A 24574-nucleotide genomic window follows, 5' to 3' on the forward strand; every position below is an offset into this window, starting at 1 on the left:
CTTCAACCACATCATCGTCAGCCGCAACAGCCAGCTTTACGATCTGGTCGGGCGGGACGGAAACTCCGTCGCCGGACGTATTCAGGCCGCTTTCTAAAACGGGGCATATTTCATAATTCAGTCATAACGACCTTCCAGTTCATAAGATGTTTTACCTGTATCCCCGCATGGATGTACCGAAATGCGGGGATACTTTATTTTTCAGATACGTAAATATGTTCAGAGGGCAGATAGAATAATAAACAAATGTAGAAATAATATATCTGTGCTGCATATATGTGGAAAATGAATAATGAGCGTGGGCTTCGTAGAGAAAACCCGTAACAGTTTTCTTTCAATGGGGGATATTGCCAAGAAGGGGCCGATTGTACGGCCAGATGACCCCGGTGAGTGCCTGTTTACCCTGTTCCGTAATGATGAAGCCCTTCTGCTTGTGACCGTCATAAACACGGAAGACGAACCCGTGGGCCTTGTGGAAAGGCAGGCTTTTTTTCTCAAGGTTTCGGGGAAATTTGGACATGCGCTTTTCAGTCGGCGGCCTGTTGCCCTTCTGATGGATGCAAGTCCCGTTATTATTGATGCGCAGGTTTCATCATCCGATTTTACGGCTCTTGCATTGCGTGGGCAGGCATCTGACCTTTTGCGTGGTTATATTGTTACTGAAAACGGGCGCTATCTTGGTACGGGGTCGGCGCTGGACCTGATCAGTGCTTCCCATTCCAATGCAATTGCATCAGCCGCGAGCCTGAAGCATTCAGCCGAAGAATTACGCAAGGCCAACCGGAAGATTTTACGCGACAAGCTTTTTATTGATACGATCATAGAAAATATTCCCTCTGCCCTGATCGTACGTTCCATCCGGCATGAACGTCCGGTTCTGGTCAATCGGGCGGCTGAACACATGATCGGATGTGGGCGGGAGTTATTACTTAGAAAGAACGTCGACAACATATTCTGTGAAGATGAAGTCGGGCATTTTCTGGTCAACCGTCCGGATGTGGACCAGCAGGGAGAGGCCGAAAAGACACTGCGCAACAATCAGGGCCACAGACGGGTGGTTTCCACCCGGCGGGTCATGATTACGGATGAAAGCGATGCGCCGCGATGGGAATTATGCGTTGCGGATGATGTGACGGAACAGCGTAATGCCCAGCATCAGGTGGAACAGTTCGCGCATTATGACCCGCTGACCGGTCTGGCCAATCGTGCCCTGTTCAGTTCACGTCTGAATGCGGGTTGCCGCAAAGGGCTGAATGCAACATTGCTATGTATCGATCTTGATTACTTCAAGACGGTCAATGACGTGTATGGGCATGCGACGGGTGATGCGTTGTTGCGACTTGTCGCGGCTCGCCTGCGGGCATGCAGTCGGGAAGAAGATCTTGTCGCCCGTCTGGGCGGGGACGAATTCGCCATTATCTGGCCCGCTGTCCCCACGCAGGCTGAACTGAAGGGCCGGGCGCGCGAAATCGTCGAGACCGTGGGGCGGCCTTATATTATTGACGGCCATCATATTGTTATTGGCGCAAGTATTGGCGCGGCGCTGTATCCGTTTGACGCGGATTCATCAGAAACATTGCTGCAATATGCAGATATAGCACTTTATCGCGCCAAATCGTTGGGGCGCAATGGTTTCCAGTTATTCGATGCGGAACTGCGCGATGAGATCCAGACCCGTGCCCGTCTGGGTAACGAATTGCGTGCCGCCATTGCGAATGACGAACTGACCCTTCATTTCCAGCCGCTGTACACAATGCCGGGGAACCGGATCTGTGCATGTGAGGCCCTGACGCGGTGGCAGCATCCCGTGCAGGGGATGATACCCCCGGACCAGTTTATCGGTCTGGCTGAAGAAAACGGCCTGATACACGATCTGGGGGAATGGGTCCTGCGGGCTGCGTGCAGGGAGGCCGCGACATGGCCGGAACACCTGAAGGTGGCGGTCAATGTTTCGCCAATACAGCTTCGTAATCCGCGGTTTGTGGATATAGTTGAAAGCGCGTTGCAGCAGGCTGGCCTTGAGCCGGCACGTCTTGAGATCGAGATTACGGAAAACATCTTCGTCCAGAATAGCGCGACCAATCGTGATATCCTGCAAAAGCTGGGTGAGATGGGGTGTGGCATCGTACTGGATGATTTTGGCACGGGGTATTCCTCGCTGGGTTATCTGCGTTCCTTCCGGTTCCAGAAAATCAAGATTGACCGCTCCTTTGTGCGTGAACTGCCGGAAAAGGGGGCATCCAGTATTATACAGGCCATTATCAACCTGGCGCATGGCATGGATATTCCGATCACGGCGGAAGGCGTGGAAACGCAGGACCAGTGGGCGCAGCTTAACGCGCTTGGCTGCAATCAGGTGCAGGGCTTCCTGCTTGGCAGGCCGCAGCCTGCTGACAGCATCCGCCAGCATATCCAGTGCGCAGCCGAAATGGTGTGATGTAAGGGGGCGAGGCCAGACTTCGTGCCCTTGTCATGTAATGTCCTGCGGGTAAGGGCAGGGGACATATAGGCACCGCAGGTTTTTCACGGGAGGAGGGGAGCAGTTCTCCGTCCTGCCATAAAAGCTTGCCGTCGGGGCGGAAAATGCCTAGCATCGCACCTGCATCAAGAGTTGGGGCGACGCCCAACGCCAACCTGCCGTTCCGGGCAAGGTGGCGCTCCTGAAAGGGAGGATGTGGCCGAACCGGCAACCAAACGGAGCAAGCCACCATGTCGTCCCTGCCTGAATGGAGGAACGACGTCGCAATGCCTATCAGAATTCCGGATGATCTTCCCGCCCGCAGCACGCTTGAGGCTGAGGGCGTTATGGTACTGGGTGAGACCGATGCCACGCGTCAGGATATCCGCCCGCTGCGTATCGGCCTGCTGAACCTCATGCCCAACAAGATCTGTACCGAGACGCAGATTGCCCGTCTGGTCGGGGCAACGCCGTTACAGGTGGAACTGACGCTGGTACGCATCAACAGCCATGTGCCGCGCAATACGCCAGCCGATCACATGACATCGTTTTATCGGGCATGGGAAGATGTGCGTGATGAACGGTTTGACGGCTTCATCATAACAGGTGCGCCGGTTGAGCGGCTGCCTTTTCATCAGGTGAAATACTGGGACGAACTGCGGCGGATATTTGACTGGACCCAGACCCATGTGCACCGATGTTTCAATATCTGCTGGGCTGCGCAGGCGGCGGTGCATCATTTCCATGGCATGCCCAAGCATGCGCTGGCGGAAAAGGCGTTCGGTGTCTATGACCACCGCATTCTTGTTCCATCCTCACCCTATCTGGTCGGGTTTGCCGATGACCTGTCCATTCCCGTCTCCCGCTGGACCGAGGTAAGGCGGGCCGATATTCCTGCCCGCAGTGGCATGACCATACTGGCGGAAAGTGCGGATACGGGTCTTTGCCTGCTTGATGACCCGGATCATCATGCGCTGCATATGTTCAATCATCTTGAATATGATTCCACCTCACTGGCGGATGAATATTTCCGGGATCGGGCGGCGGGTCTCGACGTTTCCGTGCCGTATAATTACTTCCCTGGCAACGATCCCGAACTGCGCCCCATAAACCGCTGGCGTGGTCATGCCCATCTGCTGGCGGGTAACTGGATCAACCAGATTTACCAGACCACGCCCTTTGACATATCAGCGATCGGTCGGGATGCAGTCGTGCGCGATAAGGTGCCTGCATAAAAGGGGAGGCAGTAAAAACGCCGTGGGGGCAGGGATGGCTGTCCCCTTCATGTCATGCGGCGGATGGTATTTTCCGAAAGGAAAGGGAGCGTGACGGGCACGGGACAGGTGATTCACACCTGTTCTTTTTTGTAAAATTACGTCACAAGTCCGGGCATGACGTTACGTAATCTCAGGATCGGGTTCCTGTTCAATCATGACTGCACCCATCAGGTTTCCCATACCGCCCCGATAGTTTCCGAGCTTGTCCGCCTGGGGCAGGATGTAACGGTCATTACCTCCTCAATCGAGCAGGAAGCCCACGCACGCCGGACAATAGGGGCGTGTTCGGCCCGCATCAAGTATGTCCGCATTGACATAAGCCGGTTGTCCAAGGCGATCAATGTGGTCGCCCGTGCTGTCGTGCCCTTCCGCCGGATTGCCAATCTGCGGGAGAATGTGGACCTGTTTGCAGGCTTTGACGCACTGGTGGTGCCGGAGACGACATCGGCCCTGCTGAAAAGCCATTTCCGGCTGGATACCAGACTGATCTATTTTCCCCATGGGGCTGGCGACCGTTCGATCGGCTTTCGGGACGTGACGCGGTTTTTCGATCTGGTCCTGTTGCCCGGAACCAAGACCCGTGACCGGATGCTGGAAAAACGGCTGATCCGCCATGGTCATCATGCGGTGGTGGGGTATCCCAAATTCGATACCGTGGATATGGCGACGCGCAGGCGCTTTTTTGATAACGACCGGCCCACCGTTTTATACAATCCGCATTTCGATCCCGTCCTGTCCTCGTGGTGGGATATGGGGATGGAGGTGCTGGAATGGTTTGCGGAACAGGATAAATACAACCTGATCTTCGCCCCGCATGTCATGCTGTTTCGCAGGAAGATGCATATTTCGGTCGAACACCGCCGCATGCGCCTGCGCAGGCTGATCCCCCCGCATTTACGTAACCTGCCCCATATCCGTATCGATACCGGCAGTCCGTATTCAGTGGACATGTCCTACACGCTTGCGGCGGACATCTATCTGGGCGACGCCAGCAGCCAGATCTATGAATGGATCTGTCAGCCGCGCCCGTGCATCCTGCTCAACAGCCATGGCGCACGGTGGCAGGGCAATCCCAATTATGCCCACTGGAACATGGGGCAGGTGATCGACCGGGTGGCTGACCTGCCACATGCGCTGGCGGTGGCCCAGGAACAGCAGCGCGTATATGCGCAGCGGCAGGAAGCAGCCTTTCAGGCCACATTCCATACTCAGCCCCCCGAAACCGCTGCCCAGCGCGCGGCCCGTGAAATCGTTTACTTTTTGTCACAGGATAAATCCCCCGCCGCCTGATGGGCGGGCGGGTAATGCGGTATGTTCTTCTCCAGCCTGAAAGGGGCAGTCGAGAGAAATATGCGCATTGCTTACATAATCAATACGTTTGAAGGGGGTGGCGCAGCCTTGCCCATTCCGGCCATTGTGGATGTGTGCCGGGGGCGGGGGCATGACGTGCATGTTGCCGCCCTGATACGGCGCAATGGCCGTGCCGTGCCCGCAATGAACAGCGCTGGCATAACAGGCGACGTGCTGGCGGCGGATACGGCTTCTGCCCCCCGGATCCTGCATGCACTTGACCGCTGGGTCCGGCGCGTAAGGCCGACCCATATCTGGACATCCCTGACGCGGGCGACCGTACTGGGGCAGATGGTGGGCGCGCGACAGAGCATCCCCGTTGTAAGCTGGCAGCATAATGCGTTTCTGAAACCCGCGAACCTCGCGCTGTTACGGCTGATGAAAAAGCGTAGCCGGCTCTGGATCGGGGATTCCGATTTCGTAACCGAACTGACCCGTAAAAGGCTGGGACTGGCGGATAGCGAACTGGCGTGCTGGCCGATTTTTCGTACACGCCCAGACATTCAGCCTGCGTCCCCATGGGCAGCGGGGGAGGAGATACGGATTGGCACGCTGGGGCGCCTGCATACGGCCAAGGGGTATGACATACTCTGTCGCGCCCTTGTCCTGTTGCGGGCTGCTGGCGATCTGCCACCATTCCGCGTCATGATCGGTGGGGAAGGGGCCGATTATCCGGCCCTGCGCGACTTCTGCGTCCGGCATGGTCTGAAAAACGTAGAGTTCATGGGCTATGTCGAGGATACTGCCGCGTTCCTGCGGCCATGCCATCTGTATGTGCAGCCATCGCGCCGGGAAGGGTTCTGCATTGCCGCGCATGAAGCCATGAATACGGGGCTGCCCGTACTGGCCAGCAATGTGGGTGAGATGAGCCACTCCGTACAGGATGGCGTGACGGGATGGAAAATACGCCCGCAGCGCCCGCAGGAACTGGCGGATGCGCTGGCGGTAGCCTTGCGTCACCCTGAACAGCTTGCCGCGATGGGGCAGGCTGGCCGCGATCTGGTCATGCAGCGTTTCAGTCCGGCGACCTTTGCGCAGGCGGGGGAAGCAGTTCTTCAGCGGATGGAGACGCTTTGAACGCCGACAGCCGCCCCGCATTGTTACGGAGCGGCCGTTTGGTGACGGATCGATTTAGATAATTTCGTCCGGCTGGATCAGCTTGGTCAACTGGTCATAGCGCTGCAGGCAGGTCAGCAGGTCTTCCATGCACGAAAGCGGCAGCATGGTCGCGCCGTCGCTGGGTGCGTGGTCGGGGTCGGGATGGGTTTCGATAAATACCCCACCAACCCCGATGGCCAGCGCGGCACGTGCAAGGATGGGCGCGAATATCCGCTGTCCGCCCGAAGACGACCCCAGCCCCCCCGGCTGCTGCACCGAATGGGTGGCGTCGTAAATGACCGGATAACCCGTCCCCGCCATGATCGGCAGGGCGCGCATGTCATTGACCAGCGTGTTGTAGCCGAAAGACGAGCCACGTTCGCACAGCATGATGCGTTCATTGCCGGTGGAGGCGACCTTGGCGGCTACGTTCGCCATGTCCCACGGGGCAAGGAACTGGCCTTTCTTGATGTTGATCGCAGCCCCGGTTTCCCCCGCCGCCAGCAGAAGGTCTGTCTGGCGGCACAGGAAGGCCGGGATCTGGAGCACATCCACCGTTTCGGCAACGATGGCGCACTGGTCAGGCTGGTGAACATCGGTCAGGACCGGCACGTCGTAACGCTGGCGCACCTGCCCCAGAATATCCAGCCCGCGCGCCATGCCGACGCCGCGCGCACCGTTGATGCTGGTACGATTGGCCTTGTCGAACGAGCTTTTGTAGATCAGCCCGATACCAAGGCGCGTGGTGATCCCGTGCAGCGCATCAGCCACTTCCAGCGCATGGCTTGCCGATTCGATCTGGCAGGGGCCAGCGATCAGCACAAAGGGGGATTCGTTGCCAACCTTCAGCGAACCGATGGATATGGTATGACTGGTCGCCATCATTTCGCCGCCGCTTTGGCCACGGCCGCCCCGATAAAGCCGGAGAAAAGCGGATGCGGGTCAAACGGCTTCGACAGCAGTTCGGGATGGTACTGCACCGCGATGAACCACGGGTGGTCGGGATATTCCACGACCTCGGGCAGGATATCGTCGGGCGACATGCCCGAAAAGCGCAGGCCCGTCTTTTCCAGCTTGTCGCGGTAATGGACGTTGACCTCATACCGGTGACGGTGGCGTTCACGGATGTCCGTGCGGCCATATGTATCGGCTGCACGTGACCCCGGCGCCAGTTTGGCGGGATAGGCCCCCAGACGCATGGTGCCGCCCATCTCGCCGCCTTCGCGGCGGCGCAGCAGTTCATTGCCACGCGCCCATTCGGTCATGAGCCCGACCAGCGGCTGATCCGTCGGCCCGAATTCGGTGGAGGACGCATCGGCAATGCCCGCAAGGTTGCGTGCGCATTCGATCACCGCCATCTGCATGCCGAAGCAGATACCCAGGAAGGGTATGTTGTTTTCACGCGCATAACGTACGGCGCGGATCTTGCCTTCGGACCCGCGTTCGCCAAATCCGCCGGGTACCAGTATTGCGTCGCTGCGGGCCAGCATCTGCACGGCGTCGTCCGACTTCTCGAAGCTTTCCGCCTCGACCCAGTTCAGCCGCACGCGGGCACGGTTGGCGATCCCGCCATGCTGCAGGGCTTCGATCAGGGATTTGTAGCTGTCCAGCAGGGCGGTGTACTTGCCAACCACCGTCACGATCACTTCGCGGTCCGGGTGGCGGACGGCGTCGACAATCTTTTCCCACCGCGACAGGTCGGGATCCGGCGTGGTGGGCAGGCCGAAATGGCGCAGCACCTCGGTATCCATCCCTTCCGCATGATAGGAGATGGGGCAGGCATAGATCGTGTCCACATCGCGCGCGGCGATTACGGCCTGCGGGCGGACGTTGCAGAAGCTTGCGATCTTGCGGCGTTCGTTTTCGGGAATTTCCCGGTCCGAACGGCAGACCAGCATCTGCGGCTGGATGCCGACATTCTGCAGTTCCTTGACGGAATGCTGCGTCGGCTTGGTTTTCAGTTCGCCCGCCGCCGCGATCCACGGCAGCAGGGTCAGGTGAATGAACATCGTCTGGTCAGCCGCAAGGTCGTTGCGCAACTGCCGGATGGATTCAAGGAAGGGCAGGCTTTCGATATCGCCGACCGTGCCCCCGATCTCGACGAGGACAAAATCCAGGTCCTCGGTATCCGCCACGATCGTTTCCTTGATCGAGTCGGTAATGTGGGGGATGACCTGCACGGTCGCACCCAGATAATCGCCACGCCGTTCGCGCGCGATCACGCCGGAATAGATCTGCCCCGTGGTGGCATTATCCGCCCGGGTGGCATGCACACCGGTAAAGCGTTCATAATGGCCAAGGTCGAGATCCGTTTCCGCGCCGTCGTCGGTCACGAAGACCTCGCCGTGCTGGTAGGGACTCATCGTCCCCGGATCGACATTCAGATAGGGGTCAAGCTTGCGCAACCGGACCCGATAACCACGGGCCTGAAGCAGGGCAGCAAGGGCAGCCGAAGCGATGCCTTTGCCGAGGGAGGACACCACGCCGCCGGTGATGAATACAAACCGCGTCATGGATGGCCTTCCTACACTGCCTGCGCGCCTGCTGCAAAGGCTACGATGGGGAATGGGGGAAAAAAATAAAAAAAGCCCCCGCGCACTGCACGGGGGCCATTCGTCCTGCCCGGACTGACCGGACCGGTCAGTTGGTGCTGGCGGGGCTGGAGGATGCCGGGGGCTGGGACAGGATGTCATGCCCGGTACCGGTGGACGCCCCGCGGTTCATGACCGCAAGCGCCAGCGACAGCACCATGAAGGCCGTGCCCAGCACCGCGGTGGAGCGGGTAAGCAGGGTGGCCGTGCCCCGGCCGGACATGAAGGAGCCCATGCCCTGTGACCCGCCGATTCCAAGCCCGCCGCCTTCGCTGCGCTGGATCAGGATGGTGCCGATCAGTGCGATGGTGACAAACAGGTGCAGTAAAAGAAGAACTGTGATCATGCGTCTTTCCAGTTGATCCCCGCTGGCCGCGCGGCAATCACGATGCGCGGGCGGCGCGGACAAGCGGCACGAAGGCATCGGCCTTCAGGCTGGCATTGCCCACCAGCGCCCCGTCCACGTGTTCGACAGGCAGGATATCGGTGACATTGCGTTCGTTGACGGACCCACCATAAAGGATTCGGATCGTTTTGCCAGCTTCCCCGAACTGGCGCACCAGTTCCGCGCGGATAAAGGCGGACATGTCGGCAATATCCTGCTGCGACGCCGCCGTGCCGGACCCGATGGCCCAGATCGGCTCATACGCCACGATGCCCCTGAAACCCTGCGGCAGGGACCCCTGGATCTGCCAACCCACTGTCTCCTGCGAATCCCCGGCGGATCGCTGGTCATCATTTTCGCCAACACACACGATGGGGGTCAGGCCCGCTTCCATGGCGGCGACGGCCTTCTCGCGCACCGTCTCGTCAAGTTCGTGGTGTTCGCCCCGGCGTTCGGAATGGCCCAGGATGACATATTCCACCCCAAGGTCCACCAGCATCGGGGCTGAAATGTCCCCCGTATGCGCGCCCGCCCTGTCCTGATGGCAGTCCTGCGCGCCCAGGGCGATTCCGGCCCGTTTCAGGGTGGGGGCCAGACGGGCAAGCTGCGTGAAGGGGGGGCATACGACAACATCGGCCCGCGTGGGGAGTTCACCCAGCCCCTTCACCAGACCGTCCACCAGCGCATCGGCATCAGCGCTCAGCCCGTTCATCTTCCAGTTGCCGACAATGATCTGCTTCATGCTTCCACTCCTCGGCCCGCGCCCGCGCCGCGTTATCCGCATTGTCTGCCGGGCATGGCCATCATGGGCGGCAGCCTACACCATGGCGGCCCCGGCGTTGCAACCCGCACACATGCACAACGGATGCGCGGGCATGGTAGTGCTGGTCAAACCGGCGGCGTGACCGTATGGTGCGCGACCGGAAAACAGGGTGCCCGGCAGGGGGCGCATCATGCGCATGCCATTTTCCGTCCGCCTTATGTCTTGGTCCTGGTGCAGGGTTTTTCATGCTTTCTTTTCTGTGTCGCGTGTTTATCGATTCATGGGTGGGACGCATCATCGCGGGGCTGTTTTTCCTTGCCTTCATCGGCTGGGGGGTGGGCGACGTGCTGATGGGTATCGGCACGGAACGCGCCGATGTCGCCGCCCGCGTGGGGGGCAGGCCCATTCTGGTGCAGGCTTACCAGAACGCGCTCCAGTCCGAGATGCCGCAGGTGGCGCAGTCCATGCACCTGTCCGATCCATCGCAGATCCCCCCCGGCACGCGTGAGGAAATTGCCCGGCAGGTGCTCCAGCGCCTCGTGCTGCAGGCTGAAATCGCGGAAGCGGCGGACCGTCACGACCTGATCGTTCCCGATTCCGTCGTGCGTGACGAGATATTCTCCATTCCCGCGTTCAAGGGGCGTGACGGGCATTTCGATCGTGCGCTGCTCAATGCCCGCCTGCGCAGCACGGGCATGTCGGAAGGCAGGCTGGTTGATCTGGTGCGGCAGGAACAGGCGTCGCGCGTGCTGCTGCAGCCGATTCGCGATGGCGTAGGCGTGCCGGATGTCATGGTCCGCCGCCTGTTCGATTTCGAGGCCCAGACCCGCACCATCGACCTCGTGCGCGTGCCCTTCGCCAGCCAGCAGGTCACGGCCATCCCGACCGATGCCCAGCTTGCGCGCTATCATGCCAATCACCCGTGGGAATTCCATGCGCCGGAATACCGGCATGCGCGCATCGTCGTTCTTTCTGCGGATACGATCGGCCACCAGATCGATATATCGGATGCCGACCTGCACAAGGCGTATGAAGCACAGGCCCAGACCTTCAACGCGCCCGAACGCCGTAACGTGCAGATCGTGACCGTGCCGACACAGGAACGCGCCGCAGCCCTGCGCGCGCAGTGGGCGGATGCAGGTAGCTGGGCGCTGGTGCAGAAAAACGCGGGCAAGGACGCAGCCGCCGTGGAGCTGCCCGGCGTGCGCCAGAGCGATGTTCCTTCCACTGATCTTGCGAAGCAGATTTTCTCCGCCCCCGCCGATGCGACGCAGGGACCGGTCAAAAGCGAAGGCGGCTGGGTTGTCTTCCGTGTAACCGGTGTCACCTCCGCGCATGTGACACCGTTTGATGAGGTGAAGCAGGCCCTGCATGACCAGATCGCGCATGGCCGCGCGCAGGCGCTGCTGGGTGATCGCGTGCAGAAGGTGCAGGACGCGATCGCAGGTGGTGGTCTGGACGCCATTCCTGCCGATCTGGGTGCCGCCGCCGTGTCGGGCGAGCTTGACCAGAATGGCATGACCCATGAAGGCGCGGCGGCCCCGATACCCGGTGGTGATGCTGCGCGGCAGGCAATCGTGGCACGCATCTTTTCACAGGCGAAAGGCGCCAGTCCGGAACTGGTGCAGGGGCCTGATGGCGTATGGTACGCGGTATCGGTCGATAGTGTGACGCCGGGCCATGACCTGAGCCTGACCGAGGCTGGTCCGCGCGTTGCTGCCGCATGGCAGGCTGAAGCGCGCCGTCACATGGCGGACCAGCAGGCGACCACGTTCTATACGCAGGCAGCCGGGCAGGGCGGTCTGGCCCATGTCAGCCCGGCCATTGCGGGGGTTGAACACAGCCAGCCGATTTCGCCCATGCAGCCTTCGCCGGAAATCCCGCGTGAGGTCGCGGCCCTGATCTTCCGCCTTGACCATCCGGGACAGAGCGTGATGACGCAGGCAGGTGATTCCTACGTGATCGCAACGCTGACGGCGATCAACCATCCAGACCCCGCCGCGCAGAAGCCGCTCTACGACCGCGTGCGCGCCGGGCTGGCGCAGTCGATGGGTGATGATATTGAAATGACCTACGGCACGGCGCTTGAGGGCATCGTAAAGCCCAAGCCGAACAATTCCGCCATCCGCGCGGTCATGACCGAGGTTACGGGTAGCCAGAACACGGGAACAGGACAGTGACAGCAGACGCATCGCGCATACGCCCTTCCTTCCGGCAGCCGGATGCTGCCATGCGCGCGGCGGCACTCGCCGCGCTGCGCAAGGGTGATGCCACGGTTACATGGCGCGTCGAGCCTGCCGATCTGCTGACACCTGTGGCGGCGTTCCTGCGGCTGTCGCATCTTGCGCGCAGCCATGGCGGGGCCAATGGCGGCCATAATGCGTTCCTGCTGGAAAGTGTGGAAGGCGGCACGTCACGCGGGCGCTATTCCGTAATCGGCCTGCTGCCCGACCTGATCTGGCGCTGTCACGATGGTCAGGCCAGTATCTGCCATGACCCGGCGGCAGGCGTGCATGAATTCGTGCCGGAGGCGGACGCCCCGCTGGTGTCCCTGCGCCGGATGCTGCACGAAAGCCGGATGACCCTGCCCGAAGAACTGCCCCCCATGACGGGTGGCGTCTTCGGTTATCTCGGTTACGACATGATCCGGCAGGTCGAATACCTGCCCGATATGCCTGTCGATGATCTGAACCTGCCTGAAGGGATACTGATCCGTCCCGGCCTGTTCGCGATATTCGATACGGTGCGCGACGAACTGTTGCTGGCCGCGCCGCTGCGGCCGCAGGCGGGTGTCGCGCCCGAAGCGATATGGGATGATGCGCAGGCGCGGCTGCAGCAGGCCCGCGCCGCGCTGTCCACCCCCGTCGAACTGCCGGAAGGGAACGAGGGCGAGATCGCGCCCCCCGTGCCGGAATCAAACATGACGCGGCAGGCATTCTGCGACATCGTGCGCCGGTTGCAGGATTATATCGCGGCGGGCGATGCGTTCCAGATCGTGCCGAGCCAGCGTTTCAGCGCGGCGTTCAGCCTGCCGCCGTTCGCGCTGTACCGCGCGCTGCGCCGGATCAATCCAGCACCCTTCCTGTTCTATCTCGACCTTGACGGGTTCAGCCTTGTCGGTTCATCGCCGGAGATACTGGTCCGCCTGCGTGAAGGCACCATGACCGTCCGCCCGCTGGCCGGAACCCGCCCGCGTGGGCGCACGACGGAAGAGGATCTGGCGCTGGAAGCCGAACTGCTGGCCGACCCGAAGGAGCGCGCCGAACACCTGATGCTGATCGATCTCGGTCGCAACGATGTCGGGCGGGTGTGCGAACTGGGTTCGGTCAAGGTGACGGAACAGTTCGTGATCGAACGCTTCAGCCATGTCATGCATATCTCGTCCAACGTGGAAGGGCGGCTGCGTCCCGATCTGGAGGCGCTGGACGCCCTCATGTCGGGCTTTCCCGCAGGCACGCTGACTGGCGCGCCCAAGATCCGCGCCATGGAAATCATTGATGAGGTTGAACCGACCCGGCGCGCGACCTATGCGGGGTGCATCGGCTATTTCGGCCCTGATGGTGACATGGATACCTGCATCGGCCTGCGCATGGCGGTGGTGAAGGATGGCCGGATGTATGTGCAGGCCGGCTGCGGCGTGGTGGCGGACAGTGTTCCCGATGCGGAATACGAGGAAACCCGCCAGAAAGCCCGCGCCCTGTTCCGCGCGGCGGAGGAAGCGGTCCGCTTCGCTACGGGCGATGCCGGATAAGGCGATTTTATAACATCCGCGAACGTGATATGATGTCTTGAGACATGCCGGGTCAGGCCCGAAGGTTTGACCCGGCCCAGCGGAAAAGCCATGATACGACCATGCTCCTTCTGATCGATAATTATGACAGCTTTACCTTCAACCTCGTCCACTATCTGGGGGATCTGGGGGAAAAGTGCGCCGTCTACCGCAATGATGCGATCAGCGTGGCGGACGCGCTTGCGCTCCGCCCGGAAGCCATTGTCATCTCCCCCGGTCCGTGTTCCCCGAACGAGGCCGGGATATGCTGCGACCTGATCGCCCAGGCCGCGGGGAAGGTGCCCATATTTGGCGTCTGTCTGGGGCATCAGGCCATAGGGCAGGTTTTCGGCGGCAAGGTCGTGCGTGCGCCAGTGCCCATGCACGGCAAGGTCTCGCCCGTCTATCATGACGGGACGGATATCTTCGCCGGTGTGCCCGACCCGTTCAACGCGACCCGCTATCACAGCCTGACCATCGATCCCGACAGCCTGCCCGATACGCTGGTGGCCACTGCCCGGTCATCCGACGGGGTCATCATGGGACTGCGGCACGCCACCCTGCCGATATTCGGCGTGCAGTTCCATCCCGAAAGCATCGCTTCCGAACATGGCCACGACATCATGGCCAATTTCCTGTCGCTTGCGCGGGGCAGGAACACACCGCGCAAGGCTGCCTGACCGTATGTCCGGCATTACGGACGCGGCACAGGGCCAGCAGGCGGAGTTCAGGGATATTCTGGCGGTCCTGCTTGCGCAGCGGGACCTCTCCCCTGCCATGGCGGGGATAGCGTTTGAACAGATCATGGATGGCGCGGTGGGCGAAATACCGCTGGCCGCCTTCCTGACCGCGCTGCATATCCGTGGAGAAACCGTAACCGAACTGCATGCCGCTGTCCGCGCGGCGCGCGCGCGCATGCTCGCGGTACCGGGCATGCCTGCTGGTGCGCTGGATGTGTGTGGCACGGGCGGGGATGGTCTGGGCACGCTCAATGTGTCAACCGCCGTGGCGTTCGTGCTGGCGGCCCTTGGGGTGCCGGTGGCCAAGCATGGCAACCGGGCGCTGTCGTCGCGGTCCGGGGCAACGGATGTGCTGCTGGAACTCGGCGTGCCGCTGCCCGTCGGCAATGCGCCGATAGGCCGGATGATGGATGCCTGTGGTGTCACGTTTCTCGCGGCCACCAATCACCATCCCGCCATGCGCCACTTCGCGGCAGTGCGGCGCGGGCTGGGCTTTCGCACCATTTTCAATCTGATCGGTCCGCTGTGTAATCCCGCGGGTGTTACGCGCCAGCTTGTGGGTGTGTTTTCCCCCCAGTGGCTGGAGGTGATGGTCAAAACGCTGCACGAGGCCGGGTCCGATCGTGTATGGGCCGTAAGCGGCGCCTGTGGCGATAGCCGGTTTGTGGACGAACTGACGCTTGCCGGTCCCACGCGGGCCTGCGTGCTGGAAGATGGCCAGATCCACAACCTGACTGTCTGGCCGGAGCAGACGGGACTTGAGCCCGCGCCCATCGACGCCATAGCCGGTGGCACGCCCGCGCATAATGCACGTGTAATGCGGGAACTGGCGCAGGGCGCGCGCGGTGCCTACCGCGATACCGTGCTGCTCAATGCCGCAGTGGCATTGCATGTGGCGCAGCGGGGCGACAATATCATTCATGGCGGCGCGATTGACTATGCCGCCTTGCGTGGGAACATCGCCATGGCTGCTGATGTTCTCGATCGTGGCGCGGTTCTGGCCGTGCTGGACGCTGTCCGGAGTTTCCGGGTGGATGAGCCTAACAGAGTAACAGGGTAGAAAATGAACGACACGCCAATGACCTCCCCCCAGACAGGTAGTGTCCAGCCAGCGGATGTAGACAGCATCCCCGATGTTCTGGAGCGTATCTGTGCACGGACACGGGTGGACGTGGCGCAGCGGTCAAAGGTCATGACGCTGAAGGAAATTACGTCCCGTGCGCGTGAAGTGACAACGCCACCACGCGGTTTCGGGCAGGCGCTGAAGCAGAAGACCGCCGATCACCAGATCGGGCTGATCGCGGAAATAAAGAAGGCGTCGCCTTCCGCCGGTATCCTGCGTCCCGACTACGAACCGACGCTGATCGCGCAGGAATATGAAAAGGCGGGGGCCGCCTGTATCTCGGTGCTGACCGAAGGGTCATGCTTCCATGGCAGCGCGGAGGATCTGAGCCGGGTGCGCGAAGCATGCAAGCTGCCGCTGCTGCGCAAGGACTTCATCGTCGATCCGTGGCAGGTTCATGAAAGCCGCCTGATCGGGGCGGACTGCATCCTGCTCATCATGGCGATCCTGACCGATGCGGAAGCGGCCGAACTGCTGGACATCGCGCGCGGACTGGACATGGACGTGCTGGTTGAGGTGCATGACGAACAGGAACTCAATCGCGCACTGGCGCTTGATACATCCCTGATCGGCATCAACAACCGCAATCTCAAGACCCTGCAGACCGATATCGAAACCACCCTCCAGCTTGCGCCGCTGGTGCCGCCTGACCGGATCATCGTATCCGAAAGCGGCATCCGCACGCATGCGGATGTCATGAAGCTGAACGCGGTTGGGGCATCGGGTTTTCTGGTGGGGGAAAGCCTGCTGAGGCATGAAGATGTGGGGACCGCCGTCCACGCCCTGCTTGGCACGCAGCCGGACGGGGCCGGCGCATGACATCGGGTGGCCTGTCGCATCTGGATGCGGCGGGGCATGCGGTCATGGTCGATGTATCGGCCAAGCCCGATACCCGGCGTGAGGCCGTGGCCCATGGTCTGATAAAGATGCGCCCGGAAACGCTGGCCATGATCCTGTCGGGACAGATGCCCAAGGGGGACGTGCTGGCGACCGCGCGTATCGCGGGTATCATGGCGGCGAAGAAAACATCGGATCTGATTCCGTTGTGCCATCCGCTGGCCATTTCCTCCGTCACGGTGGATCTGGTCCCGGATGCGGCGGGGCAGGGGGTCGAGATCACGGCGCGCGTCCGTACCACCGGGCCGACCGGCGTGGAAATGGAAGCCCTGACTGCGGCCTCCGTCGCCGCCCTTACACTGTATGACATGTGCAAGGCCGTGGAGCGGGACATGGAAATCTGTCAGATACACGTGATCCATAAATCCGGCGGGGCTTCCGGAACTTATAACCGTGCGACAGGTGCATGACGAAAGGCGGTTACGCCCGGCAGTCGTGACGGTCGTGCTGCGGCATGGCTAGGCAACAGCGCTGGCAACATGAACCAAGGACATTCGATGAGTAACGAGACAGATCCCGGCCTGTCGGGTGGGCACAACAGCCGGACCATGACGGAAGCCGACCTGAAGCACGCCTATTACCAGATGGTGCTGATCCGAAGGTTTGAGGAACGTACCGGCCAGTTGTACGGCATGGGGCTGATCGGTGGTTTCTGCCACCTGTATATCGGTCAGGAAGCGGTCGTGGTCGGGATCCAGATGGAGCTGAAGCAGGGGGACAAGATCATCACCTCCTATCGCGATCATGGACAGATGCTGGCAGCCGGCATGGACCCGCGCGGTGTGATGGCGGAACTGACCGGTCGTGAGGGGGGCTATTCCCAGGGCAAGGGCGGTTCGATGCACATGTTCTCCAGCGAAAAGCATTTCTATGGCGGCCATGGCATCGTGGGCGCACAGGTCTCGCTGGGTATCGGGCTGGCGTTTGCCAACAGGTATCGTGGCACGGATGAAGTCTCCGTCACCTATTATGGCGAAGGCGCATCCAATCAGGGGCAGGTTTACGAAAGCTTCAACCTTGCCGCGCTCCACAAGCTGCCCTGCCTGTTCGTGCTGGAAAACAACCACTATGGCATGGGCACTAGCGTCGAACGGGCTTCCGCATCGAAGGAACTGTGGCGCAATGGTGAGCCGTGGGGCATTCCGGGCATGCATGTGGATGGCATGGATGTGGGTGCGGTGCGTGCCGCGGCACAGGAAGCTGTAGCCCATTGCCGTGCGGGCAAGGGGCCGGTGCTGCTGGAAGTCGATACCTACCGTTATCGCGGCCATTCCATGTCGGACCCGGCGAAATACCGCCAGCGCACCGAAGTGGACGAAATGCGCAGGAACCACGATCCCATTGATCGCGCCCGTCGTGAACTGCTGGATATGGGCGTGGCCGAAAGCGAACTGAAATCCATGGATGACCAGATCAAGTCGATCGTGGCTGATGCAGCATCCTTTGCCCAGACCAGCCCTGAACCCGATCCTTCGGAGCTGTGGACAGACGTGCTGGTGGAAAGCTGATTAGAAATGGCAACAGAAATACTCATGCCCGCCCTCTCTCCCACCATGACGGAGGGGAAGATGGCCCGCTGGCTGCGCAAACCGGGGGAAGCCGTCGCCGCAGGTGACGTGATTGCCGAAATCGAGACCGACAAGGCCACGATGGAAGTGGAAGCAGTGGATGAAGGCATAATGGGCGACATCCTGATCCCCGAAGGGACGGAAAACGTCGCTGTCAACACGCCTATCGCCATCCTGCTGGCGGAAGGGGAAGATGCGAAGGCCCGGCCCAGCGCCGCCCCCGCGCAGCAGCCTGCCGCAGCCACGTCCTCGGCCCCGGCTTCGGCTTCGTGTGGGCCGACGCCCGCTGCCCCCAGCACGCCGCCCGCCAGCGCCCAGCCTGAAAAGGACTGGGGCGAATGCAGCGAAATCACCGTGCGCGAAGCCCTGCGCGATGCGATGGCCGCCGAACTGCGCCGTGACGGGGATGTGTTCCTGATCGGTGAGGAAGTGGCGCAGTATCAGGGGGCTTACAAGGTTTCCCAGGGGCTGCTGGATGAGTTCGGTGAAAAGCGGGTGATTGACACCCCCATTACCGAACAGGGCTTTGCCGGCATGGCCATCGGTGCCGCGCTGACCGGGCTGAAGCCGATTGTGGAGTTCATGACCATGAACTTCGCCATGCAGGCCATTGACCAGATCATCAATTCCGCCGCCAAGACGCGCTACATGTCCGGTGGCCAGATGTCGTGCCCCATCGTATTCCGTGGCCCTAACGGTGCCGCCGCCCGCGTGGGCGCGCAGCATTCGCAGTGTTATGCAAGCTGGTATGGCCATGTGCCGGGCCTGAAGGTCGTGGCGCCGTGGTCGGCAGCCGATGCGAAGGGCCTGCTGCGCGCCGCCATCCGCGATCCGAACCCGGTCATCTTCCTTGAAAACGAAATCCTGTACGGACAGCGTTTTTCCTGCCCGGTGGATGAGGATTTCATCCTGCCCATTGGCAAGGCGAAGGTCGAGCGCGAGGGACGCGACGTAACCATCGTCGCCTTCTCCATCATGGTTGGCGTGGCGCTGGAAGCCGCGGCCAAGCTGGCGGAGCAGGGGATCGAGGCCGAGGTCATCAACCTGCGCACCATCCGCCCGCTGGATACCCGGACGGTGGTGGACAGCGTGAAGAAGACCAGCCGACTGGTCACGGTGGAAGAAGGCTGGCCGTTCGCCGGTATCGGTGCCGAAATATCCATGCAGGTGATCGAACATGCGTTCGACTACCTCGATGCGCCGCCGGTGCGCGTGGCCGGGGCCGATGTGCCCATGCCGTTCGCCGCCAACCTTGAAAAGCTTGCCCTGCCCAATCCGGACTGGATCATCAATGCCGTCCGGCAGGTTGTGTGAAGGGGAAACGCACGATGTCCATCAACATCCTGATGCCCGCGCTTTCGCCTACCATGAAGGAAGGCAAGCTGGCCCGCTGGCTCAAGACGGAAGGCGACACCATCGCATCCGGTGACGTGATTGCCGAAATCGAGACGGACAAGGCCACGATGGAAGTCGAGGCCGTGGATGAAGGCGTGCTGGGCCGTATCCTGACCCCGGAAGGGACGGAAGGCATCGCGGTCAATACGCCCATCGCCATTCTGGTGGCCGAGGGTGAAAGCGTGCCGGACATCTCGGCGGCTTCTGCCACGCCCCCGGTGGCGCAGGCACCCGTGGTCGCCCCGGCTGCGGCTCCGGCCCCTGCGGTGGCTCCGTCTGCTGCCCCCGCTGCATCCAGTGGAAAGCGTGTTTTCGCCTCCCCGCTGGCCCGCCGTATCGCGGCGCAGAAAGGGGTTGATCTGTCCACCCTGAAGGGAAGCGGCCCCAACGGCCGCATCGTGCGCCGTGATGTGGAGCAGGCCGGGCAGACCCCGGCCGCGACACCGAAAACCGCATCCCCTGCCGCAGTGGCGGAAGCCGCGGGCACGGGTTACGCGAAGGTGCCCCATTCCACCATGCGCAAGGTGATCGCCCGCCGTCTGACGGAAGCGAAATCCACCATTCCGCATTTCTATGTGGAAATGGATGTGCAGCTTGATGCGCTCATGGCGCTGCGCAGCCAGATGAACGCGGCATCCCCTGCGGAGGGACCGGGTGCGTACAAGATTTCCGTCAATGATATGCTCATCAAGGCAGTCGCCGTTACGCTGCGGCGGGTGCCGAAGGTCAATGTATCGTACACGGACGATGCGGTTCTGGTTTATGACGACGTGGATATTTCCGTGGCCGTCTCCATTCCCGATGGGCTGATTACCCCTATCGTGCGTAAGGCCGATACCAAGAGCCTGCGGCAGATCAGCACCGAAACGCGCGATCTTGTCGCCCGCGCGCGGGCGGGCAAGCTGAAGCCGGAGGAATTTCAGGGGGGCACCTTCTCCATCTCCAATATGGGGATGTACGGGGTCAAGGCGTTCTCGGCCATCATCAACCCGCCGCAGGCCGCCATACTGGCCATTGCCGCAGCCGAGCGCAGGGCGGTGGTGAAGGGCGATCAGATTGCGATCGCTACAGTCATGACGGTTACCCTGTCGGTCGATCACCGGGTGGTGGATGGCGCGCTGGCGGCGGAATGGGTTTCGGCCTTCCGCGCCGTGGTGGAAAACCCCATGAGCCTTGTGGTCTGAGGAAGCGGTCCAATGAGCACCACGCAATTTGATGTCATTGTTATTGGCGGTGGTCCCGGCGGTTATGTCGCGGCCATCCGCGCCGCCCAGCTTGGGCTGAAGGCTGCTGTGGTCGAAACCGCGCAGCTTGGCGGCATCTGTCTGAACTGGGGCTGCATTCCGACCAAGGCGCTGCTGCGCGCGTCGGAAATCAATCACCTGCTGCATAATCTGGATGAATTCGGCTTTGCCGCCGATAACGTGCGCTTTGACTTTACCAAGGTGGTCAAGCGTTCGCGTAAGGTTTCGGCGCAGCTTTCCGCCGGTGTCAGCCATCTGCTGAAAAAGAATGGCGTGACCGTCGTCAACGGCTTCGGTCGGCTTGCAGGCACGCAGGGCACATTGCGCAAGGTTTCCGTCACCAGTGATGGCGGGGAAACCATTCTGACCGCCCCGAACGTGATTCTGGCTACGGGCGCGCGGGCGCGTGTGCTGCCCGGACTGGAACCTGATGGCAGGCTTGTCTGGTCCTACCGCGAGGCCATGGTGCCCACCGAACTGCCGCGCAGCCTGCTGGTGATCGGGTCGGGGGCAATCGGGGTGGAATTCGCGTCCTTTTACCGGAACATGGGGGCGGAGGTCACGATTGTGGAAGTGGCCGACCGCATCCTGCCGGTGGAAGATGCCGAAATCAGCACCTTCGCCCGCAAGGCCCTGGAAAAGCAGGGCATGAAAATCCTGACCGGTGCGAAACTGGGCCGGATTGGCAAGGATGGGGACAGCGTGACGGTGGAGGTCACCGCCGGGGGAAAAACGCAGTCCGTTGTGGTGGAGCGCGTGATCTCGGCTGTGGGCATTGTCGGCAATGTCGAGAATATCGGGCTTGAGGGCACGGCGATCGAAGTCGACCGGACCCACATCAAGGTCGATCCCTACTGCCGCACGGGTGAAAAGGGTGTTTACGCCATCGGTGATATCGCATCCCCGCCATGGCTTGCCCACAAGGCCAGCCATGAAGGCGTGATGGTGGCCGAACAGATCGCGGGCCGCACGGTCCACCCGATCAGCCCGCTGAACATTCCCGGCTGCACCTACTGCCGTCCGCAGGTGGCGTCGGTCGGGATGACGGAAGAACGCGCAAAGGCGGCTGGTCACAAGATCCGTGTCGGGCGCTTCCCCTTCATTGGTAACGGCAAGGCCATTGCGATGGGTGAGCCGGAAGGGCTGGTGAAGACCATTTTCGATGAGGCAACGGGCGAACTGCTGGGTGCCCATATGGTCGGGCCGGAAGTGACCGAGATGATTCAGGGATACGTGATCGCCCGCACGGGTGAACTGACGGATGCCGAACTCAAGGAAACCGTATTCCCGCATCCCACCATATCGGAAACCATGCACGAAGCCGTGCTGGCGGCGTATGACGGGGCGCTGCATATCTAACGCTGCCTGCGGCGGGGAAGGATCACGCGGTACCTGATCGTGCGGTTGTGATCCCGTCACGCGGGGAAGCGGGCAAGAACGCTTGACGCGGTGGGGCTGGCGTTACACTTGTGCTTATCTGCCTGTTTGCGGGGACCTGGTACATGTCTGTGCGTGTGATGATCGACCACCGGAAGAAGGGGGACACGCCCCTTCGCCATCCAGAAAAGGCGCACAAGCCCGACAATCCCATCGCGCGCAAGCCCGACTGGATACGGGTGCGCGCGCCCAATCACCCCACCTATCATGAAACGCGCAAGCTCATGCGTGACAACAAGCTTGTCACGGTATGCGAGGAAGCGGCATGCCCCAATATCGGGGAATGCTGGTCCCAGCGTCATGCGACCATGATGATCATGGGGGAAATCTGCACGCGGGCCTGCGCATTCTGCAATGTCACGACCGGCATGCCCAATGCGCTTGATGCCGATGAACCCGAGCGCGTGGCGGATGCGGTGGCCCGTCTGGGGCTGCGGCATGTCGTTATCACTTCCGTTGACCGCGATGATCTGGCTGATGGTGGCGCACATCATTTCGCACGGGTGATTGGTGCCCTGCGTGCCAGCGCGCCGGATACGACGGTCGAGATCCTGACGCCTGATTTCCTGCGCAAACCCGGCGCGCTGGAGGTTGTGGTCCGTGCGCGGCCCGATGTGTTCAACCATAATCTGGAAACCGTGCCCCGGCTGTATCCCACGATCCGCCCTGGTGCACGCTATTACCAGTCGCTGCGCCTTCTGGACGATGTGAAGCGGATGGACCCGTCCATCTTCACGAAGTCAGGACTGATGCTCGGCTTGGGCGAAGAACGGACCGAAATCACGCAGGTCATGGATGATCTGCGTATTGCGGACGTTGATTTCATCACTCTGGGGCAATATCTCCAGCCTACGGTCAAGCATGCCGCGGTGGCCCGGTTCGTTACGCCGGATGAATTCGCTGATTACGCGACGATCGCGCGCGTAAAGGGCTTTCTTCAGGTCAGTGCCTCGCCACTGACCCGGTCATCGTATCATGCGGATTCTGATTTTGCGGAACTGCGCGCCGCACGCGAACACCGCCTGCGGACAGAGCGTGGCGCGATGGAGAGTAACTGATGCCCACCCATGCCGAACGTCGGCTTATTGCCTATTCCCCCGATCAGCTTTTTGATCTGGTGGCCGACGTCGGGAAATACCCACAGTTTCTGCCGTGGTGTACCAACGCGCGGGTTCGTACGCGCACCAGCACCGAACTGGTTGCGGACCTGACCATAGGGTTTGGTCCGTTTCGGGAGACATTTACCAGCCGCGTCCTGCTTGAAGCACCCAGTACGATACGGGTCAGCTACGAAAAAGGGCCTTTCCGCTATCTGAACAACGTATGGACGTTCACGCCCGATGCGCGTGGATGTCTGGTTGATTTCTTTGTGGATTTCGAATTCCGTTCCCGCCTGTTGCAGGCGGCGATCGGCGTTGTCTTCAATGAAGCCGTGCGTCTCATGGTTTCGGCCTTTATCCGCCGTGCGCGGGATATTTACGGCCAGCCCGCAACGCCGGCTCCGCCGCCGATCGGCACGGCAAAAGCCGGTAATGCCTGATCCCCTCAAACCGTCAGTCCGGATTGGGAAACCTCATCATGAAAAAATTCATTTCCGCCATGGCAGGCTGCATGCTGCTGGGCATGACATCGCTTGCCAGTGCTGCGCCGGCAGCCCATCATCCCGCCCCCGGCAGTGATGCCGAAACGGCGGACCTGAATGCACAGAGCCTGCAGAAAGCCCGCGCCTCACTTCCCCCGCAGGCCGCGTCTGCTGCCCCGCCGGTAGCCGCCCCCGGCCATCCGGTACAGGCAGCGGGAACAGGCGAAACCGCCAGCCCCATCCGTGTGCCGGAAACAGGTAGCACGGTTTCCGGATACTGATCGTCCCATCCGTGGCAGGTAGGCGGCTCTTCCTGCCAGTATTGCGGCAGCGCGCCTAAAGCATTCCTGTAATGCAGTGCTGCCGTTTATCCCGCATTCAGCCGGTCCGCATGGTCAAGCAGTAGCGAAAGGGCGATGCGGACGGCCTGCGCGCGGATTTCGGTGCGGGTGCCTGCAAATACATGGGAAACCGTGTCAACCTGTCCCCCGCACGCCGTACCAAACCAGACCAGTCCCACCGGTTTGTCCGGCACGGCGCCACCCGGCCCGGCAATGCCGGTGATGGACACGGCCATATTGGCATCGGGCGCATGCGCAAGGGCGCCCTGTGCCATGGCGGCGGCGACCTCCCGGCTTACGGCGCCGTGGCGTTCCAGTAGGCTGAGGGATACGCCCAGCGTATGGTGTTTCATGCTGTTGGAATAGGTGACGAAACCACCCGCCACCACATCGGACGATCCGGCGGCATGGGTCAGCGATGCGGCCAGCAGTCCGCCCGTGCAGCTTTCCGCCGTGACAATGCGGCGGCCCGCAGTGCGTAGCCGCATCAGGGCATCGGGCATGCGGGCAAGAAATGTATCAGGTAACATCCGTCACATTCTCCTTTGCTGTGGCG

At 61.4% G+C, this 24574-nt stretch carries 23 protein-coding genes and 1 riboswitch; of the genes, 18 read left to right on the top strand and 5 right to left on the bottom strand.

The window, feature by feature from the left end:
• Positions 1–292: 292 nt before the first annotated feature.
• The 4 genes from CFR79_RS11750 to CFR79_RS11765 all read left to right on the top strand — a co-directional run bounded on the left by CFR79_RS11750 (position 293) and on the right by CFR79_RS11765 (position 6162).
• Positions 293–2437: a putative bifunctional diguanylate cyclase/phosphodiesterase gene (locus tag CFR79_RS11750; protein ID WP_254057876.1), complete on the top strand. Its 2145-nt coding sequence runs from the start codon at positions 293–295 to the stop codon at positions 2435–2437.
• 159 nt (positions 2438–2596) lie between these two features.
• A riboswitch (SAM-I-IV-variant riboswitch) is annotated at positions 2597–2704 on the top strand.
• A gap of 41 nt (positions 2705–2745) precedes the next feature.
• Positions 2746–3693: a homoserine O-succinyltransferase gene (locus CFR79_RS11755; RefSeq protein ID WP_110548022.1), complete on the top strand. Its 948-nt coding sequence runs from the start codon at positions 2746–2748 to the stop codon at positions 3691–3693.
• A gap of 156 nt (positions 3694–3849) precedes the next feature.
• Positions 3850–5025 carry a hypothetical protein gene (locus tag CFR79_RS11760; RefSeq protein ID WP_110548023.1) on the top strand — a complete coding sequence of 392 codons (1176 nt, stop codon included), beginning with the start codon at positions 3850–3852 and terminating at the stop codon, positions 5023–5025.
• Positions 5026–5085: 60 nt separating this feature from the next.
• On the top strand, positions 5086–6162 hold the full coding sequence (locus CFR79_RS11765) for a glycosyltransferase family 4 protein (RefSeq protein WP_110548024.1): 1077 nt from the start codon (positions 5086–5088) through the stop codon (positions 6160–6162).
• Between the two features lie 54 nt (positions 6163–6216).
• Here CFR79_RS11765 and kdsA read toward each other — a convergent pair whose 3' ends face one another.
• The 4 genes from kdsA to tpiA form a co-directional block, all read right to left on the bottom strand.
• On the bottom strand, positions 6217–7065 hold the full coding sequence (gene kdsA / locus CFR79_RS11770) for a 3-deoxy-8-phosphooctulonate synthase (protein WP_102324169.1): 849 nt from the start codon (positions 7063–7065) through the stop codon (positions 6217–6219).
• Positions 7065–8696, bottom strand: coding sequence for a CTP synthase (locus CFR79_RS11775; protein ID WP_102323403.1), 1632 nt, complete (start codon positions 8694–8696; stop codon positions 7065–7067). Before CFR79_RS11775 ends, kdsA begins: the two co-directional genes overlap by 1 nt.
• Positions 8697–8823: 127 nt before the next feature.
• Positions 8824–9120, bottom strand: coding sequence for a preprotein translocase subunit SecG (secG, locus tag CFR79_RS11780; RefSeq protein WP_102323404.1), 297 nt, complete (start codon positions 9118–9120; stop codon positions 8824–8826).
• 37 nt (positions 9121–9157) lie between these two features.
• On the bottom strand, positions 9158–9901 hold the full coding sequence (gene tpiA, locus CFR79_RS11785; protein ID WP_110548025.1) for a triose-phosphate isomerase: 744 nt from the start codon (positions 9899–9901) through the stop codon (positions 9158–9160).
• Here tpiA and CFR79_RS15930 point away from each other — a divergent pair.
• The 14 genes from CFR79_RS15930 to CFR79_RS11850 all read left to right on the top strand — a co-directional run bounded on the left by CFR79_RS15930 (position 9900) and on the right by CFR79_RS11850 (position 23958).
• A complete protein-coding gene (locus CFR79_RS15930; protein ID WP_162900459.1) occupies positions 9900–10064 on the top strand; it encodes a hypothetical protein in 165 nt (54 codons plus the stop codon). The two genes, tpiA and CFR79_RS15930, sit on opposite strands and share 2 nt — an antisense overlap.
• 103 nt (positions 10065–10167) lie before the next feature.
• Complete coding sequence (locus CFR79_RS11790; protein ID WP_110548026.1) at positions 10168–12102, top strand: peptidylprolyl isomerase; 1935 nt, start codon at positions 10168–10170, stop codon at positions 12100–12102.
• 50 nt (positions 12103–12152) lie between these two features.
• Complete coding sequence (gene trpE, locus CFR79_RS11795; RefSeq protein ID WP_162900533.1) at positions 12153–13673, top strand: anthranilate synthase component I; 1521 nt, start codon at positions 12153–12155, stop codon at positions 13671–13673.
• Between the two features lie 101 nt (positions 13674–13774).
• Positions 13775–14371: an anthranilate synthase component II gene (locus CFR79_RS11800; protein ID WP_102324170.1), complete on the top strand. Its 597-nt coding sequence runs from the start codon at positions 13775–13777 to the stop codon at positions 14369–14371.
• Between the two features lie 4 nt (positions 14372–14375).
• Positions 14376–15491, top strand: coding sequence for an anthranilate phosphoribosyltransferase (trpD, locus tag CFR79_RS11805; protein WP_181417425.1), 1116 nt, complete (start codon positions 14376–14378; stop codon positions 15489–15491).
• Positions 15492–15494: 3 nt separating this feature from the next.
• On the top strand, positions 15495–16373 hold the full coding sequence (gene trpC / locus CFR79_RS11810) for an indole-3-glycerol phosphate synthase TrpC (protein ID WP_181417426.1): 879 nt from the start codon (positions 15495–15497) through the stop codon (positions 16371–16373).
• Positions 16370–16861, top strand: coding sequence for a cyclic pyranopterin monophosphate synthase MoaC (moaC, locus tag CFR79_RS11815; protein ID WP_102323410.1), 492 nt, complete (start codon positions 16370–16372; stop codon positions 16859–16861). Before trpC ends, moaC begins: the two co-directional genes overlap by 4 nt.
• A gap of 138 nt (positions 16862–16999) precedes the next feature.
• Complete coding sequence (gene pdhA, locus CFR79_RS11820; RefSeq protein ID WP_258373573.1) at positions 17000–17959, top strand: pyruvate dehydrogenase (acetyl-transferring) E1 component subunit alpha; 960 nt, start codon at positions 17000–17002, stop codon at positions 17957–17959.
• 6 nt (positions 17960–17965) lie between these two features.
• A complete protein-coding gene (locus CFR79_RS11825) occupies positions 17966–19333 on the top strand; it encodes a pyruvate dehydrogenase complex E1 component subunit beta (protein ID WP_110548031.1) in 1368 nt (455 codons plus the stop codon).
• Positions 19334–19347: 14 nt separating this feature from the next.
• On the top strand, positions 19348–20598 hold the full coding sequence (locus CFR79_RS11830) for a pyruvate dehydrogenase complex dihydrolipoamide acetyltransferase (RefSeq protein ID WP_110548049.1): 1251 nt from the start codon (positions 19348–19350) through the stop codon (positions 20596–20598).
• Positions 20599–20610: 12 nt separating this feature from the next.
• Complete coding sequence (lpdA, locus tag CFR79_RS11835; protein ID WP_110548032.1) at positions 20611–22017, top strand: dihydrolipoyl dehydrogenase; 1407 nt, start codon at positions 20611–20613, stop codon at positions 22015–22017.
• A 143-nt stretch (positions 22018–22160) separates the two neighbouring features.
• On the top strand, positions 22161–23153 hold the full coding sequence (gene lipA, locus CFR79_RS11840) for a lipoyl synthase (protein WP_110548050.1): 993 nt from the start codon (positions 22161–22163) through the stop codon (positions 23151–23153).
• Positions 23153–23635, top strand: coding sequence for a type II toxin-antitoxin system RatA family toxin (locus CFR79_RS11845; protein WP_102323414.1), 483 nt, complete (start codon positions 23153–23155; stop codon positions 23633–23635). Before lipA ends, CFR79_RS11845 begins: the two co-directional genes overlap by 1 nt.
• 38 nt (positions 23636–23673) lie before the next feature.
• A complete protein-coding gene (locus CFR79_RS11850; RefSeq protein ID WP_174234109.1) occupies positions 23674–23958 on the top strand; it encodes a hypothetical protein in 285 nt (94 codons plus the stop codon).
• Positions 23959–24044: 86 nt separating this feature from the next.
• Here the strand turns inward: CFR79_RS11850 and CFR79_RS11855 are convergent, their stop codons facing one another.
• Entirely contained in the window at positions 24045–24548 is a 504-nt protein-coding gene (locus tag CFR79_RS11855; protein WP_102323415.1) for a CinA family protein, read from the bottom strand.
• Positions 24549–24574 lie beyond the last annotated feature (26 nt).

It is taken from the genome of Komagataeibacter saccharivorans (assembly GCF_003207825.1).
Taxonomy (GTDB): domain Bacteria; phylum Pseudomonadota; class Alphaproteobacteria; order Acetobacterales; family Acetobacteraceae; genus Komagataeibacter; species Komagataeibacter saccharivorans.